The sequence below is a fragment of the Ensifer sp. Root558 genome (assembly GCF_001427045.1).
Lineage (GTDB): Bacteria > Pseudomonadota > Alphaproteobacteria > Rhizobiales > Rhizobiaceae > Ensifer > Ensifer adhaerens.
Window position 1 is genome coordinate 69,435 of sequence record NZ_LMGC01000006.1, and the last position, 16,057, is coordinate 85,491.

The 16,057-nt window shown below is 63.9% G+C and carries 10 protein-coding genes; 8 read left to right on the forward strand and 2 right to left on the reverse strand.

Annotated elements, in window-relative coordinates:
- Nucleotides 1-216: 216 nt before the first annotated feature.
- From ASD63_RS09750 to ASD63_RS09765, 4 genes are all read left to right on the forward strand, one after another.
- Complete coding sequence (locus tag ASD63_RS09750) at nucleotides 217-1,599, forward strand: amino acid permease (RefSeq protein WP_082572829.1); 1,383 nt, start codon at nucleotides 217-219, stop codon at nucleotides 1,597-1,599.
- A gap of 62 nt (nucleotides 1,600-1,661) precedes the next feature.
- Nucleotides 1,662-3,956, forward strand: a complete 2,295-nt coding sequence (locus ASD63_RS09755) for an Orn/Lys/Arg decarboxylase N-terminal domain-containing protein (RefSeq protein ID WP_200953463.1) — start codon at nucleotides 1,662-1,664, stop codon at nucleotides 3,954-3,956.
- Between the two features lie 22 nt (nucleotides 3,957-3,978).
- On the forward strand, nucleotides 3,979-5,544 hold the full coding sequence (gene adiC / locus ASD63_RS09760; protein ID WP_051659183.1) for an arginine/agmatine antiporter: 1,566 nt from the start codon (nucleotides 3,979-3,981) through the stop codon (nucleotides 5,542-5,544).
- A gap of 335 nt (nucleotides 5,545-5,879) precedes the next feature.
- Nucleotides 5,880-8,678 carry an autotransporter serine protease gene (locus ASD63_RS09765; protein ID WP_060529136.1) on the forward strand — a complete coding sequence of 933 codons (2,799 nt, stop codon included), beginning with the start codon at nucleotides 5,880-5,882 and terminating at the stop codon, nucleotides 8,676-8,678.
- 123 nt (nucleotides 8,679-8,801) lie between these two features.
- On the opposite strand, the gene ASD63_RS09770 is transcribed toward ASD63_RS09765, so the two are convergent.
- Nucleotides 8,802-9,740 carry an AraC family transcriptional regulator gene (locus ASD63_RS09770; protein ID WP_034790162.1) on the reverse strand — a complete coding sequence of 313 codons (939 nt, stop codon included), beginning with the start codon at nucleotides 9,738-9,740 and terminating at the stop codon, nucleotides 8,802-8,804.
- Nucleotides 9,741-9,848: 108 nt separating this feature from the next.
- Here ASD63_RS09770 and ASD63_RS09775 point away from each other — a divergent pair, with 108 nt between their 5' ends.
- The gene (locus ASD63_RS09775; RefSeq protein ID WP_051659184.1) at nucleotides 9,849-11,051 is read left to right on the forward strand and encodes an MFS transporter; all 1,203 of its coding nucleotides are present in this window, start codon (nucleotides 9,849-9,851) and stop codon (nucleotides 11,049-11,051) included.
- A gap of 200 nt (nucleotides 11,052-11,251) precedes the next feature.
- On the opposite strand, the gene ASD63_RS09780 is transcribed toward ASD63_RS09775, so the two are convergent.
- Nucleotides 11,252-12,316: a DUF930 domain-containing protein gene (locus ASD63_RS09780; protein ID WP_210174245.1), complete on the reverse strand. Its 1,065-nt coding sequence runs from the start codon at nucleotides 12,314-12,316 to the stop codon at nucleotides 11,252-11,254.
- A 392-nt stretch (nucleotides 12,317-12,708) separates the two neighbouring features.
- Here ASD63_RS09780 and ASD63_RS09785 point away from each other — a divergent pair, with 392 nt between their 5' ends.
- The 3 genes from ASD63_RS09785 to ASD63_RS09795 all read left to right on the forward strand — a co-directional run bounded on the left by ASD63_RS09785 (nucleotide 12,709) and on the right by ASD63_RS09795 (nucleotide 16,033).
- On the forward strand, nucleotides 12,709-13,752 hold the full coding sequence (locus tag ASD63_RS09785; RefSeq protein ID WP_034790164.1) for an amino acid ABC transporter substrate-binding protein: 1,044 nt from the start codon (nucleotides 12,709-12,711) through the stop codon (nucleotides 13,750-13,752).
- 74 nt (nucleotides 13,753-13,826) lie between these two features.
- Nucleotides 13,827-14,963, forward strand: a complete 1,137-nt coding sequence (locus ASD63_RS09790) for an ABC transporter permease subunit (protein WP_244497223.1) — start codon at nucleotides 13,827-13,829, stop codon at nucleotides 14,961-14,963.
- The gene (locus ASD63_RS09795) at nucleotides 14,960-16,033 is read left to right on the forward strand and encodes an amino acid ABC transporter permease (RefSeq protein ID WP_060529138.1); all 1,074 of its coding nucleotides are present in this window, start codon (nucleotides 14,960-14,962) and stop codon (nucleotides 16,031-16,033) included. Before ASD63_RS09790 ends, ASD63_RS09795 begins: the two co-directional genes overlap by 4 nt.
- Nucleotides 16,034-16,057: the final 24 nt, after the last annotated feature.

Below are 16,057 nucleotides of genomic sequence, written 5' to 3' on the forward strand. Positions count from 1 at the left end.
CGGCGGCAAAACGGCATCGCAAAAATGGAATAGTTTCATGAGAAGCCTGCAACGCCGCCCTTCGCGGTCGGTCGTGGAGCTATGAGCCGAATGCGACTTTTCCGCATGGGCCCATGGGTCAGCGCGGCGACTGATAGTCGAGTGAAATAAAGCAGTTGCAACCATAAGAAACAGTTCATAAGTTCGCCTCGTCTTTGGCAAGGGAGCCTCCCATCCATGACGAAGCCGCTTGATGCAACCTCAGGCAGGTCTCAGCAGACGACGCCCGAAATGGCGACACGGCCGAGCCTCGGCATCTGGGCTTGCTCCGCGCTCGTTGTCGGCAACATCATCGGCTCCGGCTTCTATCTCTCTCCCGCCGCACTCGCGCCCTACGGCGCCGCAGCCCTCGTCGGCTGGGTCTGCATGGCGGTTGCCGCCATGTGCCTCGGCCTTGTGTTTGCGCGGCTCGCAGGCGTCAAGCCCGCGACCGGCGGCCCCTACGCCTACAGTCGCATGGCTTTCGGTCCGTTTGCCGGCTTTCTGGTCGCCTGGGCCTACTGGATCTCGATCTGGGCGTCGCTGCCGGCGATCGCCATGGCCTTCACCGGTTATCTCGGCGTGTTCTTCCCGAACCTTCAGCATATGCCGGGCGGCTTCACGGCGGTTTCGCTCGCCGCCATGTGGCTGGTTGCCGCCATCAACATGTTCGGCGTCAGGAGCGCCGGGCGTTTCCAGATCGTGACCGTCGGATTGAAACTCCTTCCCTTCGTCGCGATTGCGCTTCTCGGCCTCTTCTGGATCGAGCCGCAGAACCTGACACCCATCAACCCGAGCGGGCTGTCCATGCTCGGTCTGATCTCCGCGACCGCACCGTTGACGATGTTCGCCTTTCTCGGCATCGAGTCTGCCACCGTTCCGGCCGGCGATGTCGACGATCCGAAACGCACGATCCCGCGGGCGACCGTGCTCGGCACGCTCTGCTGCGGCCTCATCTTCATCCTAGGCACGCTCGTGGTCATGGGCACGGTCCCGCGCGAAACGCTTGCGCGTTCCGCCGCTCCCTTCTCCGATGCGGCCTTCATGATGTGGGGCTGGTGGGGGAGCACGCTGGTTGCGGCCGCCGTCGTTCTTTCGTCGATCGGCGCGCTCAACGGCTGGACGCTGCTGATGGCTCAGGTGCCGATGGCAGCGGCCCGCGATGGGCTGTTCCCTCCAGTTTTCGGGCGCCTTTCCAGCCGTGGCGTGCCGCAGTGGGGTATCGTCCTCTCGATGCTACTTGCTTCGGCCCTTCTCGTTCTGCAGACCTCGGGCGTGTCGGGACTGATGGCCGTCTATAGGTTCGCCGTCGACCTTTCGACCACCGCAGCCATGGTGCCTTACGTCTTCTGCAGCCTCGTCGAGGGCGCGCTGTTCCTGGCACTCACACGTCCGCGCGACGAGGAATGGGGCGGCTTCCGCCTTGGCCCCTACAAGCCTTATGCCCTGGTCGCCTTCATCTTTTCGCTTTGGACGGTCTACGGCAGCGGACCTCAGGCGGGCCTCTGGTGCCTCCTGCTGCTGCTCGTGGCACTGCCCGTCTACCTGTCAGTCGAAAGGAAGGAGCCGTCCACTGGCTGACGTCAAAAAGAATACCCCCACCTGCACCTAGCACCGAACTAGAGAGAGGATTGGATATGAGCATGTTAAACAGGGGTCACCGCCGTCTCGGCATGAAAGCACTCGTTCTTGACGACGAGATCAGCGAGGAAAGTGCTGCAGGCCGCGCCGTCCGGTCGCTGATCGCGGAGCTGGAGCGCCGCCAGATCGAGGTGGTGACCGCAGAAAGCGCCGATGACGGTATTGCGGTGATCCGGTCGGACCCCGCTCTCCAATGCGTATTGGTCGACTGGGATCTCGGGTCGGACGGCCACGAACAATCGATCGGCGTCGTCGAGGCGCTGCGCAAGCGCAACGGCACCGTTCCGCTGCTGCTGCTCGCCGACCGCAGCGTCGCCTCGTCGGTTCCGGCCGATATCATGGCGAAGGTCGACGATTTTGTCTGGATGCTCGAAGACACGATGGACTTCGTCGGCGGCCGCATCCAGGCGGCAATCGAGCGCTATCGTTCGACCGTGCTGCCGCCGATGTTCAAGGCGCTCGCCCAGTTCTCCCAGGTGCACGAATATTCCTGGCACACGCCCGGACACACCGGCGGCACGGGTTTCCTGAAGTCGCCGCCCGGCCGCGCCTTCTTCGAGTTCTTCGGCGAACCGCTGCTGCGCTCGGATCTCTCGATCTCGGTCGGTGAACTCGGATCTCTGCTCGACCATTCCGGCCCGATCGGCGCCAGTGAAAAATACGCTGCCCGCGTCTTCGGCTCGCACCGCAGCTATCACGTCACCAACGGCTCCTCGACCTCCAACCGCGTCATCCTGATGGCGAGCGTCAGCCGCGACCAGATCGCGCTGTGCGACCGCAATTGCCACAAGTCGGCCGAACACGCGATGACCATGTCGGGCGCCGTGCCGACCTATCTGGTGCCGACCCGGAACCACTACGGCATCATCGGGCCGATCCTGCCGGAACGGCTGACCGCGGTCGCGATCCGCAAGGCGATCGACCAGAACCCGCTTGCCGCGGACCTTTCGGACAAGGAGCCAAAGCACGCCATCATCACCAACTCGACCTATGACGGTCTTTGCTACAACGTGACCCGCGTCGAGGAACTGCTCGGTGCCAGCGTCGACCGCCTGCATTTCGACGAGGCCTGGTACGGCTACGCCCGCTTCAACCCGATCTATCGCGACCGCCACGCAATGCACGGTGATCCGAAGGCGCATACGGCCGACAAGCCGACGGTATTTGCCACCCAGTCGACGCACAAGCTGCTGGCGGCCCTTTCTCAGGCGTCCTTCATTCACGTACGCGACGGCCGCAAGCCGATCCCGCATGGCATTTTCAACGAGACGTTCATGATGCACGCCTCGACCTCGCCGAACTACGCGATCATTGCCTCGAACGACGTCTCGGCGGCGATGATGGACGGGCCCGGCGGCGCGGCGCTCACCAACGAGTCGATCGAGGAAGCCGTGGCGTTCCGCCTGATGATGTCGCGGCTGGCCAACGACGCGGCAGAGCGCGGCGACTGGTTCTTCGATTGCTGGCAGCCGGATACGGTGCGCGACCCGAAAACCGGCCGCACAAGCTCCTTCCATGAAGCCTCGCCGGAATCCCTCGCGACCGATCCGTCCTGCTGGGTGCTGAAGCCCGGGGCAGCGTGGCACGGCTTCGGCGAGATCGAGGACGGCTATTGCATGCTCGATCCGATCAAGGTCTCGATCGTCACACCGGGTGTTGCGCCCGGCGGCGGGCTGATGCCGGTGGGCATCCCCGCAAGCCTCGTCACCGCCTATCTCGATGCCCGCGGCATCGTTGTCGAGAAGACGACCGACTTCACCATCCTCTTCCTCTTCTCGCTCGGCATCACCAAGGGCAAATGGGGCTCGCTTGTCAGCGCGCTTTGCGACTTCAAGCGCGACTACGACGCCAACCTCACGCTCGAAGTGGCCATCCCGTCGCTGATCGAGGACCACCCGGAACGTTACGCCGGCATGGGTCTCAAGGATCTCGCCGACACAATGTTCCAGGCGATGGACCAGCTGAAGACCACCGCCTCCATGGCCGCCGGCTTCTCTGTCCTGCCACATCCGGACCTGAGCCCGGTGCGCGCCTACGAGCGGCTGGTGCGCGGCGAGGTGGAACAGGTGACGCTCGACCATCTGGCCGGCCGCACGGTCGCAACGGGCGTCGTGCCCTATCCGCCCGGCATCCCGCTGCTGATGCCGGGCGAAAACGCTGGGCCCGCCGATGGTCCGGTCCTCGGCTACCTCAAGGCGCTGGAGGCCTATGATCTCCGGTTCCCGGGCTTCACCCATGACACGCACGGGGTGGAGGTCGAGGACGGCCTCTATCGCGTCTATGTGTTGACCCGCTGACCCGGCTTCAGGAGCGAGAACAATGGCTGCTGTCGATACGGCCTCCAAAACCACATCCGCGGGCGTCGCGGAATCCGCCAAGATCGGCCTCGTGCCCGCGACCCTGATGGTCGCGGGCAACATGATGGGCTCCGGCGTCTTCATGCTGCCGGCAAACCTTGCCGCAGTCGGCTCCATCGCCGTCTTCGGATGGCTGATCACGATTGCCGGCGCGATCGCGCTGGCTTTGACCTTCGCCAAGCTGGCAGCGATCGACCCCGCTGCCGGCGGACCCTACGCCTATACGCGCAAGGCCTTCGGCGACTACATGGGCTACCAGACGAACCTCATCTACTGGCTCGCCAACGTCGTGGGTAACGTCGGTCTCGCGGTCGCCGGTCTCGGTTACCTCACCGCCTTCTTCCCGATGCTGCGCGATCCGCTCGTCTCGGCGCTGGCGCAAGTGGCGCTCATCTGGTTCTTCACCTACGCCAACATCCTCGGGCCGAACGTCGTCGGGCGGCTGCAATCCTTCACCACCTCCTTCGCCCTGGTGCCGATCCTCGGCATGGCGATCTTCGGCTGGTTCTGGTTCTCGCCGGCGACCTTCTCCGAGGGCTGGAACGTATCGGGCAAGGACAGCTGGGCGGCGATCATGGCGACGCTCAACTTCACGCTCTGGGCCTTCATCGGTGTCGAAAGCGCGTCGGTCTCGGCGGGCGTCGTGCGCGACCCGCAGCGCAACGTGCCGATCGCAACCGTCGGCGGCGTCATTCTCGCGGCCGTTGCCTATATCCTGTCGTCGACGGTGATCATGGGCATGATCCCGAACAAGGAGCTGATCGCGTCTTCGGCACCTTTCGCAGACGCCGCGCGGTTGGCGCTCGGCGATACAGCAGGTGCCGTCGTTGCGATCTGCGCCGCACTCGGCTGCCTGGGCTCGCTTGCAGGCTGGACGCTGCTCGTCGGTCAGACGGCAAAGGCCGCCGCCGATGACGGCCTCTTCGGCTCGATCTTCGCCAAGGTCAATTCCAAGGGCGTGCCTTCGGCCGGCCTTGCGATCGTTGCCGTGATCATGACTGTGCAGGTCTTCGCCACGATGTCGCCGACCGCCAGCGAGCAGTTCGGCAAGATCGCCTCGATCGCAGTCATCATGACGCTGCTGCCCTATATCTACTCGGCGATCTCCATCAAGGTGCTCGGCTATAAGAAGATGCCGGCAAGCACCTACAACTGGTACGTCATCATCGGCCTCGCGGCCGCGATCTATAGCCTCGTTGCGCTGATCGGTTCCGATGGCGAGCAGACGCGCTGGTCGCTGATCTTCGTGATCTCGACGATCGTCTTCTATTCGGCTGCGATCACCCGCAAGCGCGAGATCGACGAGAAGCACATCGACCCCGGCGGCCACGCCCCGACCTGGATCCGCTATGTCACCGTGACCGTGACGATTGTCGCCCTCGTCGCGCTGTTCTGGGTTTCGGTCGGCCGCCATCGCGCCGAGACGCTGCGCACGCGCTCACCGGTGCCACCGGTGGAAAGCACCGTGCAGCCCGCGCCCGGTTCGCCTGCGGCCGTGCTGCCGGCTGAGAGCCAGCCGGCACAGTGAAACAATGAGGAGGGGCGGTGGATGGATTCACCGCCCTTTCTGACTATCCACCAATCTCGTGGGATCACTGAGCGCGGTGACGCAAATAGCCTTTCTGTGCCAACGGGCCGCGCGTCAGAACGCCGTTCGATCGCAGACACGGCATGCAGTCACGATCAGCAAGTGCGACGAACCACACCTCCCGCCATGCGACCAGCAGTCCGACGAAATACGGCAACTGCCGTATTTCGTCGGACGGTTGCCAAGGATAGTTTCGCGCGGCCCGCGTCGTGAACTCCATGTCCTTTCAACGTCTTGCGCGCCCCGCGCCACGTCGCCGGCCATTGGGGACTGCTTTGAACAAGAATTTCCGCACCGCCATCCACCTTACCACGCTGATGCTATCGACCGCCTTGTCATCTGCCGCGCCTGCCGCAGAAGGTGGCGACCCCCGCGATCCGGTGACCTGGCGCACGCCGGAATTCAATACACAATGGGGACTGGCGGCGATCCATGCAGAGTATGCCTACATGCTGGGTTACGACGGCAGCGGCATCAAGGTCGGCGTGGTCGACAGCGGCCTCGACATCACGCATCCGGAATTTGCCGGGCGCTATGCGGAAGGCATTACCTTCAACCCGGACAAGCCGTGGAATTCGGTCGCCGAGGGCCACGGCACCATGGTTTCCTCTGTCATTGCCGCCAATCGCGACGGGGTCGGCATGCATGGTATCGCCCCCGGCGCAACGATCGTCGCCGTGGGGGCGTCGGACAAGCCGGGCTATGTCGATTTCGATGCGACCAATTATGGCATTCGGGCGCTGGTAGATCAGGGCGTGCGGATCATCAACAACAGCTACGGCGGTGGGTTCGCAGGCGAATTGTCTGCCGAACAGTTTGAAGCAGAAATGCCGGGCAATCTCTCCGCCTATCGCTATGCGGCATCCCAGGGGGCGCTCCTGATCTTCGCAAGCGGTAATGCGGGCGGAACAGAGCCCTCGTTGTTGGCAGGCGCGCCATACCTGTTTCCGGAACTGGAGCCAGGCTTTCTGGCCGTCGTTGCGACCGGCCCCTCGCGCATAGCCAATTGGTCAAACCGATGCGGTCTCAGCATGAATTGGTGCCTCGCAGCACCTGGGGGCGACGATGTCGAGCGATGGGACGAAGAGAAAGGCGAATGGGTATGGGCCAACCCGGAGGGCAATATCATGGTCGCAACGCCCGGCGGCGGCTACTCCAGGAAAACCGGCACGTCGCTTGCGGCCCCTTTCGTTGCGGGCACGGCAGCCTTGGTTGCAGAGGCTTTTCCTTACATGACGATGCACCAGGTGCGGCAGGTCTTGCTGGGGACGGCGACCGATTCCGGTGATCCGGGCGTTGACGCAATCTTCGGCTATGGCCTCGTCAGCGCCGGCAGGGCGGTGCGTGGCCCGGGCAAGTTCGACTGGGGCGATTTTCACGCGGGCGTCCCCGACGGCCAGAGCAGCTGGTCGAACGACATCACGGGCCAAGGTGGCCTGATCAAATCAGGCGATGGCGTGCTAATGCTGCACGGGTACAATACATATCAAGGCGACACGCGCGTAGACGGTGGTGTGCTGGCGATCAGCGGTAGCGTCGCCTCAGACAGCTTCGTCGGCGAAAAAGGCACCCTCTCCGGCAATGGCGTGATCCACGGCAACTTAGACAATGCGGGTGCCGTGATAGCAGGCTGGGGTCGGGACGGTGGGACTCTCACCGTCGAAGGTGACTATCGCCAGAGAGCGGGAGCGGGCTTGCTCGTCCATCTCGATGCGCCTGACGGCACAAGCCGACTGGACGTCACCGGTACCGCGGCAGTCGCCGGGGTGGTCGACGTCAAGGTGCCCCCGGAAAACTACAAGGGTGATGGCCGCCACACCATCCTCTCCGCAGCCGGTGGCGTGACGGGCCGCTTCGAGGACGATTGCGGCTGTTACGCGTTCCTCGATCTCGCGCTCGCCTACGACCCGACCACCGTCTATCTCGATGTCGCCCGCAACGGCGTCGCCTTCGCGGATATTACGGCAACCCCCAACGGGGCAGCCGCTGCTCGAGCGATCGAGCGCCTCGGCCTTGGCCGATCGCTGCATGATCTCGCGGTGACCCTTGATGCCGGCACCGCCGCCGATCTTTTCGGTCAGCTGCCCGGCGAAGTCTACGGCTCGACCGTGACCGGCCTGATCGAGAACAGCCAGATGATCGGCAACCAGATGAACGACCGGCTACGCTCAACCTTCGAAACGGTCGGCGCGAAGGCGCGGCCGATCGTGGCCACCGATGACCTCACGACCGGGTCGATCGCGGCCACGGGGCAGTCGGGGGCCTGGGGCTCGGCCTTCGGCGCCTGGGGCCATACGGATAGCGACGGCAACGCCGCCGAGTTATCACGTTCCACCGGCGGCCTCGTCGCCGGTCTGGACGGCCTCGTTTACGATGACTGGAGGCTCGGTTTCCTCGCCGGCTACAGTTCGTCGAGCTTCAAGGTCGACGACCGCCGTTCGTCGGCCTCCAGCGACAACTATCACCTCGGCGTCTATGGCGGCACGCAGTGGGGCGCCCTGTCGTTCCGCTCCGGCCTTGCCTATACGTGGAGCGAAATCGACAGTAGCCGCAATGTGTTGTCGCCGGCGCTCGTCGACAGCCTGACCGCCGATTACCGCGCTGGCACCACCCAAGTGTTCGGCGAAGTCGGCTATGGCCTGCAGGCGGGCAGTCTTTCCTTCGAGCCCTTTGCCAATCTCGCCTATGTCAACGTGCATACGGACGGCTTCACGGAGAAGGGGGGCGCAGCGGCCCTGTCTGTGCGCGGCGACTCCGACGACATGACCTTCACCACGCTCGGCCTGCGGCTCGCCACCGATTTCGATCTTGGAACAGCAAAAGCGACGGCCCGCGGCCTCATTGGTTGGCGACACGCCTATGGCGACGTTACACCAGCCGTCGTTCAGGCGTTTTCCGGCAGCGACGCCTTTTCCGTCGCCGGCGCACCGATCGCGCGCGACAGCGCCCTCATCGAGGCTGGCGTCGATTTTGCCATCACTCCGGCGGCAACGCTTGGCATCGCCTATCAGGGGCAAATCGCCTCGACGGCTCGCGATCACGGCGTCCGGGCCGATCTCGCCATCAGGTTCTAGAGCATGTCGCGCAAAAGTGCGCAGCGGCTTTGCGACTACGACATGCGACAGATCAATCACCTAAAGCGCACGGAGTGGATCTGAAAGATCGCGGCGCGCTTTAGTGTCCTCCAGCCGCGTCGTTCACGAAGCGATCTGCTCGGACGGGGGCATCAGGTTTCGTGAATGGCTCGGCGGCGCGCCCATGATCTTGCGGAAGGCGCGGCTGAAGGACGCCTCGGAATCATAACCGAGCCGGTTGGCGACATGGGCGACCCGTTTTCCTTCGCGCAGCCACTGATGCGCTTGGTGCATGCGCATGCGTGCCACGTAGCGGGCCGGTGTCTCACCGACCGTATCGGCGAAGCGCTGGGCAAAACCGGAGCGCGACGCCCCCATGAGCTTTGCCAGTTCCGGCACCGTCCAGTCCTTCGTCGGGTCGAGATGGATGGCGGCGAGCACCCGGCCCACCTCCGGATGGCGCACGGCGGCAAGCCAGCCGGTTGACGTGCCGCAACCGTGTTCCACCCAGGCGCGGATGATCGTGGCGGTCAGCACGTCGGCAAGGCGCGCCAGGATACCGCCCGCACCGACGCGCTGCATCGCGGCCTCCCGCGTCATGGTATCGAGAAGCGACGGGATCGACGGCTCGCTCTTGGCAAGATCGCTGGTGCGCATGACCGACGGCATCAGCTGCAAAAGCGGATGCAGGCGGTCGACGTTGAATTGCATCACTGCGAAGAACAGCAGGTTCTGGCTGTCCGAGTTGGGGCACTGCACATCGACGATGCCGTCGCAAAGCTGCCGTTTCGGCAGGTCGCGGATCGATATCGTCGGCAGGCCGGGCTTGCTCGCGAGCACATGCGCATCGCCCCGCGGCAACAGCACGGCATCCCCGGGCGTCAACTCCATCCACGAACCATCTGGCGATTGCAGATGGGCGGAACCGGAGGCAAGAAAATGAAATCGTGCCGGTTCCTGTTCGGGATAGGAGGTCGCCCATGGCGCGCAGGGCTGGCAGCGCCCATATTCGACACCGTCGAGCCTGAGGCCGCGCAGGATCTCCGTCAGCGCATCGCTCATACTACATCTCACCTTTGGACAAACAGCACAGTGTTTTGGATTTTCTAGCATAGAAACTCCAGAGAGCCATGCATATTTTCATCATCACATGCAATGGAGATGAAAGTCATGGATGGTATTGTCGCCAAGCCCACGGGACAGGCGGATGAACGGGACAAGCCCTTGTGGGCGGCTGTCGTTTCCCTGTCGCTCGGGGTCTTCGGCCTGGTCACGGCAGAGTTTCTGCCGGCAAGTCTGCTGACGCCGATGTCGGCGGATCTCGGCGTGACCGTCGGCGCCGCCGGCCAGTCGGTCACCACTACGGCCGTGGTCGCGGCCATCGCCGGCCCAGCGATCGTCGTCTATACCGGACGTTTCGACCGCCGCAACGTGCTCTTGTCCCTAACCGCGCTGCTCATCGTTTCCAGCCTGATCGCCGGTTTCGCGTCCAGCCTTTCGATGCTGCTCGTCGCCCGTTTCCTCCTCGGCATCGGCCTTGGCGGTTTCTGGGCGCTGTCTTTGGCGCTCGCCATGCGGCTCGTTCCCGGCCGGCTGATGCCGCGGGCGATGGCGATCGTGATGTCCGGCGTTTCAATCGCAACCGTCTGCGCGGCCCCGGTCGGCGCCTGGATCGGCGCGACGCTCGGCTGGCGCTACGCCTTCCTGCTTGCCGCCGCCGTCGGGATCGTCACCTTCATCGTCCAGGCGCTAACGGTTCCGCGCCTGCCTCCCATCGGCACAACCGGCCTCGACACGATCCTCAACGTCCTGAAGCGCCCGGCGATCCGGCTCGGCCTTGCGACCATCCTCTTGGTCGTCACCGGCCACTTTGCCGGCTTCACCTATGTCCGCCCGTTCCTTGAACAGGTGCCGCAGTTCGGCGTCGAGGCGATAACCGCGATCCTGCTCGCCTTCGGCATCGGCGGCTTCTTCGGCAACATTGCCGGCGGCTTCCTCGCCGAGCGCAGCACGCGGCTCTCGATGATGTCGGCGGCCGCCGGCGTCGCTGCCACCACGCTGGTCCTGGCCCTGGCGGGCGCGCTGCCGGCCGTCGCCATCGTCGCCACGGCGGCCTGGGGCTTCGCCTTCGGCGCCCTGCCGGTCAGCGTCCAGTCGTTCCTGAGCCGTGCGGCCGGTGATGAGGCCGAAGGTGCTGGAGCGGCGACGCTCACCACCTTCCAGATCGCCATTTCCACCGGGGCGATCCTCGGCGGCCTCCTTGTCGAACTGCAGGGCCCGGCCGGCGTCTTCCTCTTTGCGGCGGTTGCCGCGATGCTCGGCACCTCACTGGTTTCGGTCTATCGCGAGCGGGCTCTTCAACCGGCGGAGTAACAACATCCGCGCCAGCTTGGTGCGAGAGTGGCAACTCGCACTCGCGCCTGCCGGGCTCGGAAGAGTCCGGCAGGCAAGAATGTTCTAGGTGCAGCGCGGCGATCCGTGACGTCTGGCAACAGGCGCTGCACGCAGTGGGGCGCTGTTGCGGAAGGGGGTTTGGTCAGGACAACGACATGCCCCCATCCGTGTCGGAAGGATCAATTCCCCGGAAGCCGCCGCTCCTTCCAGGCAGCTTTCGGCACTTCGCCACCGATGGCAATGCTGAAGGAGGTCACTTCGGTCGCATCTTCATTGACGACGCAATTGAAGTCGACGTCGTACCAGTTCGATTTGTTCTGGTAGGCCCCACCGCTGGCGTCCATACGGTTTTTGGCGATGAAGCCACCCCTCGGCCCGAAGGGCACCAGTCCTTCGGGCGGGGTATCCGGCCGCTGGCTGCGGATCTGTTCCAGCGCCTCGAGATTGCACAGTTGCAGGATCCGCCTCTTGACCGGCAGGTTGATCAGGGCCTGTTTCACCCGCGGATCGGCAATCGATTTTGCAGAATAAAGTTCTTTTGCTTTCGTCAATTTGCTTGGAACGGGCTTGAGTTCGACCTTTGCCGCAGCATCGGCCGGCTTTGCCTTTGCCGTCCCGTCTTCCGATTTGACCGTCTGCGGCTTGGCGTCAGGCGTTTCTTTTGCTTCAGGCTTGGCTTCGGCTACCGTCGCCGCTGCCTTTTCATCCGCCTTCTGTGTGGCGCTGTCAGTGGATCTCGCAGGCACGGCAAGCGTTGACGGGGGTTTCGGTTCCTTGAGCGGTTCTTTTTTCTCGGTCGAGGACACGGTTGCCGGCTTATCCGCCGGCTTTGCCTTGTCATCCACCGCCTTTGCCGGCTCGGACGCCTCCGTCTTTTTCTCCGTCTCGCGCGCAGCCGGCGGAAGCTCTGCCTCCTTGTTGTCCTGCTTGGTCTTGGCCATGGCCGAGGCGAAGGATTGCGGCAGTTGCTGCGCCGGCTTGGGTTGCGGCTTCGGGTCTGCCTTCGGCTGGGGCTTGGGTTTGGGCTGCGGCTTTGGCTGTTCAGCCTTCTTCTCTTCGCCCTTTTTCGGCCCCGCCTTCTTCTGCTCTGCCTGTTTCTGCTCGGCCTTCTTCGGCTCCTTCGCCTCTGCTGGCGGCGGAACGAGCTCGACGTTGACGGTCTGCTCCTTCGGCGGCGTCGGCAGCTCGAAGGGCAGATCGTACAAAAGAAAAAGGGCTACGACGAGGTGCAGGGCGACCGACACCGGCGCGCCCCATCCCATCCGTTCCCGCCAATTTCCCGCAAAAAGCTGCATCGCCAAGGAGATAAACCAATCGACGGGCGGAACCTAGGAGCTTCCGCCGATCTCAACAAGAGGCATAGGCCTGCATATGCAGCCGGAGGTTCGCGCTGCAGCTTGCGGGCCATCGATCGTGGGCGAATGAAATTGACGCCTTCGGGGGTCGCCGCCATCAATCGCTGGCTTCTTGTCAAAAACGTTCCCGGCAAAAACGAGGCGGCGAAATCTGTTTCGGGCCACGCGCCAATTTCGCACAAAAATACCTATTATATAATTTCTATAGATTTAATTTTTACTCACGCCCGAACGGCTTCGCCCGGTGGCGCAATGACATTCTTTTGGCTTTGGGGACCCTCATGCAGCGAACTTCCACTCACCGAAAACTTTTCACAAAAGCCTTTGCCGCGACGGCAGCGCTGGCGGCGGGCCTCATCGCCACCTCGGCGCTTGCCGGCGAAACGCTCGACAAGATCAAGGCGCGCGGCGTCATCAAGGTCGGCGTCGGCACCACGCCGGGCTTCTTCTCACCCGACAGCAACGGCCGCTGGCAGGGCTTCTTCGTCGATTTCGGCCGCGCCATCGCCATCACCGTCTTCAACGATGCCGAGAAGGTCGAGTTCACCAACTCGTCGCCGCAGCAGCGTCTGCCGGCGCTGCAATCGGGCGAGTTCGACATCCTGTTGTCCGGCGTCACCCAGACGGTGAGCCGCGCCTTCAAGCTCGGCTTCCATTTCGGCCCCGTCGTCTTCTACGACGGCCAGGGACTGCTGGTGCGCAAGGACCTTGGCGTAGCCAAGGGCGAGGAACTCGACGGCGCGACGATCGGCGTCCAGAGCGGCACGACCGGCGAACTCAACATCGCCGACTTCTTCCGCAAGACCGGCAAGGCTTTCACGCCGGTCACGATCGAGGAAACCGGCGAGTTCCTGAAGGCACTCGACTCGGGCCGCGTCGACGCCCTGACCCAGGACGCGACCGACCTTGCGGCCAAGCGCACGCAGCTTTCCAAGCCCGACGATTACGTGCTTCTGCCCGAGCGCCTGTCGAAGGAGCCCTTGGCGCCGGCGATCCGCGCCGGTGACGACCAGTGGCTCGAAATCGTCAACTGGACCGTTTACGCGACGATCCAGGCCGAAGAGTTTGGCATCACCAAGGAGAACGTCGACACGTTCCTTGCGAGCGAGGATCCGGCGATCAAGCGCTTCCTCGGCGTCGATCCGTCGCTCGGCGAAGCGATAGGCCTCGATCCGAAATTCGCCTACAACATCGTCAAGACCGTCGGCAACTACGGCGAGATCTTCGAGCGCAACGTCGGCAAGGGCACGCCGCTCAACTTCGAGCGCGGCTACAACCAGCCCTGGACGGCCGGCGGCCTGCTCTATTCGCCGCCGTTCCGTTGAGCCGGTTCATGGTCCTTCCCATGACACGCCAACTCCAACCGGGCCCTTCGGGGCCCGGACCCGTCTCGCGCCTCATGTCCTGGATCGGGCCGCTGCCTTTGCAGCAAGGCCTGCTCTTTGTCGGCGTGCTGCTGCTCTTTGCCTTTCTCGGCCAGAACACCGCCGAGAGCATGCACCGCATGGGACTGACGCCGGGCTTTGCCTTCCTCTCCCATCAGGCCAATTTCGAGATCGGCGAAAGCGTTCTTCCTTACGCGGCCGGCGACAGCTACGCCCGGGCGCTTGCCGCCGGCATCGCCAATACCGTCAAGGTCGCGCTCGTCGGATGTCTGCTTGCAACCGTGCTCGGTGTCGCACTCGGCATCTTCAGGCTGTCCGGCAATCTGCTGCTAGCGACCTTCGCCCATGGCTATGTCGAGCTTCTGCGCAACACGCCTTTGTTGCTGCAACTGTTCCTGTGGAGTGCGATCATCCGCGCGCTTCCGCCGCCGCGCGGCGCCTATACGTTTCTGGGCAGCGTCTACCTCAGCAATCGCGGCGTCTTTCTGCCCTCGCTTTCGGTCGACGGTCTGCCGGCCTCCGTATGGCTGCCCGCGGTGCTCCTGACCGTCTTCGCGGCACTCGTCATTTCCAGGCGCCTGCTGGCGGGCGCGACGTTCTATCTGCCGAAAACCGCCGGCACCGTACTCGGCGCGTTGGCAATCTTCTATTTCGCTCTCGTATCCCTCGGCTTCAGCGCATCGGTCGAAGTGCCTGCCAAGGGCGGCTTCAACATTCGCGGCGGCCTATCGCTGACCCCGGAATTCGCCGCGCTGCTGATCGGCCTCGTCGTCAATGCCTCCGCTTCGATTTCCGAGATCGTGCGCAGCGGCATCCAGTCGGTGGCATCGGGTCAATGGGAAGCCGCTCGCGCACTCGGGCTGAAGCCCGCGCAGATCATGCGCCTCGTCGTACTGCCGCAGGCGCTTCGGGTGATCACGCCGCTGATGATTTCGAGCTTTCTCGATCTGACCAAGAATTCGAGCCTCGCGGTCGCAATTGGTTACCCCGATCTCGTCAGCGTCGCCAACACGACGGCCAACACCACCGGTCAGGCTCTAGAAGCGATCATCATCATCGGCGCCGTCTACCTGACGATCAGTCTTGCGGTTTCGGCCCTCATGAACCTCTACAACCGGCGCGTCGTTCTGCGCGGAGAAGGAAAACGATGAGCCAGATCGAACTTGCGCCGCCGGTCGCGCCCGACTGGCACCGCTGGCGTGAAGGCCTCTTCAACGGTTGGGCCAATGGCCTCGTCACGCTGGCGACGCTCGCCGCAATCCTCTGGATTGCACTTCCCTTTGTCCGCTGGGCCGTCATCGATGCCGTTTGGACCGGCACCGCGGCCGATTGCGCCACGGAAACGGCGGGCGCCTGCTGGGCGTTTGTCGGCGCCAAGTTTCGTTTCATGCTCTTCGCCTTCTTCCCGCCGCCGCTGCAATGGCGCCCGGCGCTGGTGATCGCCCTCATTGCTGCGCTCCTGACCATCTCCGCCATTCCCCGTTTCTGGAGCTTCCGCCTGGTGCCGGTCTGGTTGCTGGCGCTCGTCGGCATCTGGCTGCTGATGGCGGGGACGTCGGGCTTGGAACCGGTCTCGACCAATCATTGGGGCGGGCTGCCGATCACGCTCACAGTCTCGATCGCCGGCCTTGCCTTCGCCTTTCCGATCGCGCTGCTGCTGGCGCTTTCCCGCCAGTCGGACATGGGGCTCGTGCGCTCCTTGGCCATTGCCTTCATCGAAGTGCTGCGCGGTGTGCCGATGATCGCCGTGCTCTATGTCGCCATGCTGATCGTGCCGATGGCGCTACCGAGCGGCGCGGCCATCGACAAGCTGCTTCGGGCACAGATCGGCGTCACCCTGTTCTTCTCGGCCTACCTCGCCGAGATCATCCGCGCCGGATTGCAGGTGATCCCGGCGGGTCAGAAGGAGGCGGCGCTGTCGCTTGGCCTCAGCCGGATCCAGATGCTCCGGCTGGTGGTGCTGCCGCAGGCGCTGCGAGCTGTCATCCCGGCCATCGTCAATCTGTCGATCGGCATCGTGCTCAACACCTCGCTGCTTGCGGTCATCGGCATCTACGATCTGCTCAATGCCGCCAAGACCTCGGCCACCGATCCCGCCTGGCTCGGCTTTTACAGCGAGGCCTATATCTTCGCGGCATTGGTCTATTTCGCCATCTGCTTTTCCGGTTCGCGCTACAGCCTGTGGCTGGAGAAGAAGCTCAACGGCGCCCATCGCCGATAGCGGCATCTGACGGGGGTTGCGTGC

Coding starts and splice junctions, on each gene's coding strand:
- ASD63_RS09750 (WP_082572829.1), top strand. CDS start 217: ATGACGAAGCCGCTTGATGCAACCTCAGGCAGGTCTCAGCAGACGACG.
- ASD63_RS09755 (WP_200953463.1), top strand. CDS start 1,662: ATGTTAAACAGGGGTCACCGCCGTCTCGGCATGAAAGCACTCGTTCTT.
- adiC (WP_051659183.1), top strand. CDS start 3,979: ATGGCTGCTGTCGATACGGCCTCCAAAACCACATCCGCGGGCGTCGCG.
- ASD63_RS09770 (WP_034790162.1), bottom strand. CDS start 9,740: ATGAGCGATGCGCTGACGGAGATCCTGCGCGGCCTCAGGCTCGACGGT.
- ASD63_RS09775 (WP_051659184.1), top strand. CDS start 9,849: ATGGATGGTATTGTCGCCAAGCCCACGGGACAGGCGGATGAACGGGAC.
- ASD63_RS09785 (WP_034790164.1), top strand. CDS start 12,709: ATGCAGCGAACTTCCACTCACCGAAAACTTTTCACAAAAGCCTTTGCC.
- ASD63_RS09790 (WP_244497223.1), top strand. CDS start 13,827: ATGTCCTGGATCGGGCCGCTGCCTTTGCAGCAAGGCCTGCTCTTTGTC.
- ASD63_RS09795 (WP_060529138.1), top strand. CDS start 14,960: ATGAGCCAGATCGAACTTGCGCCGCCGGTCGCGCCCGACTGGCACCGC.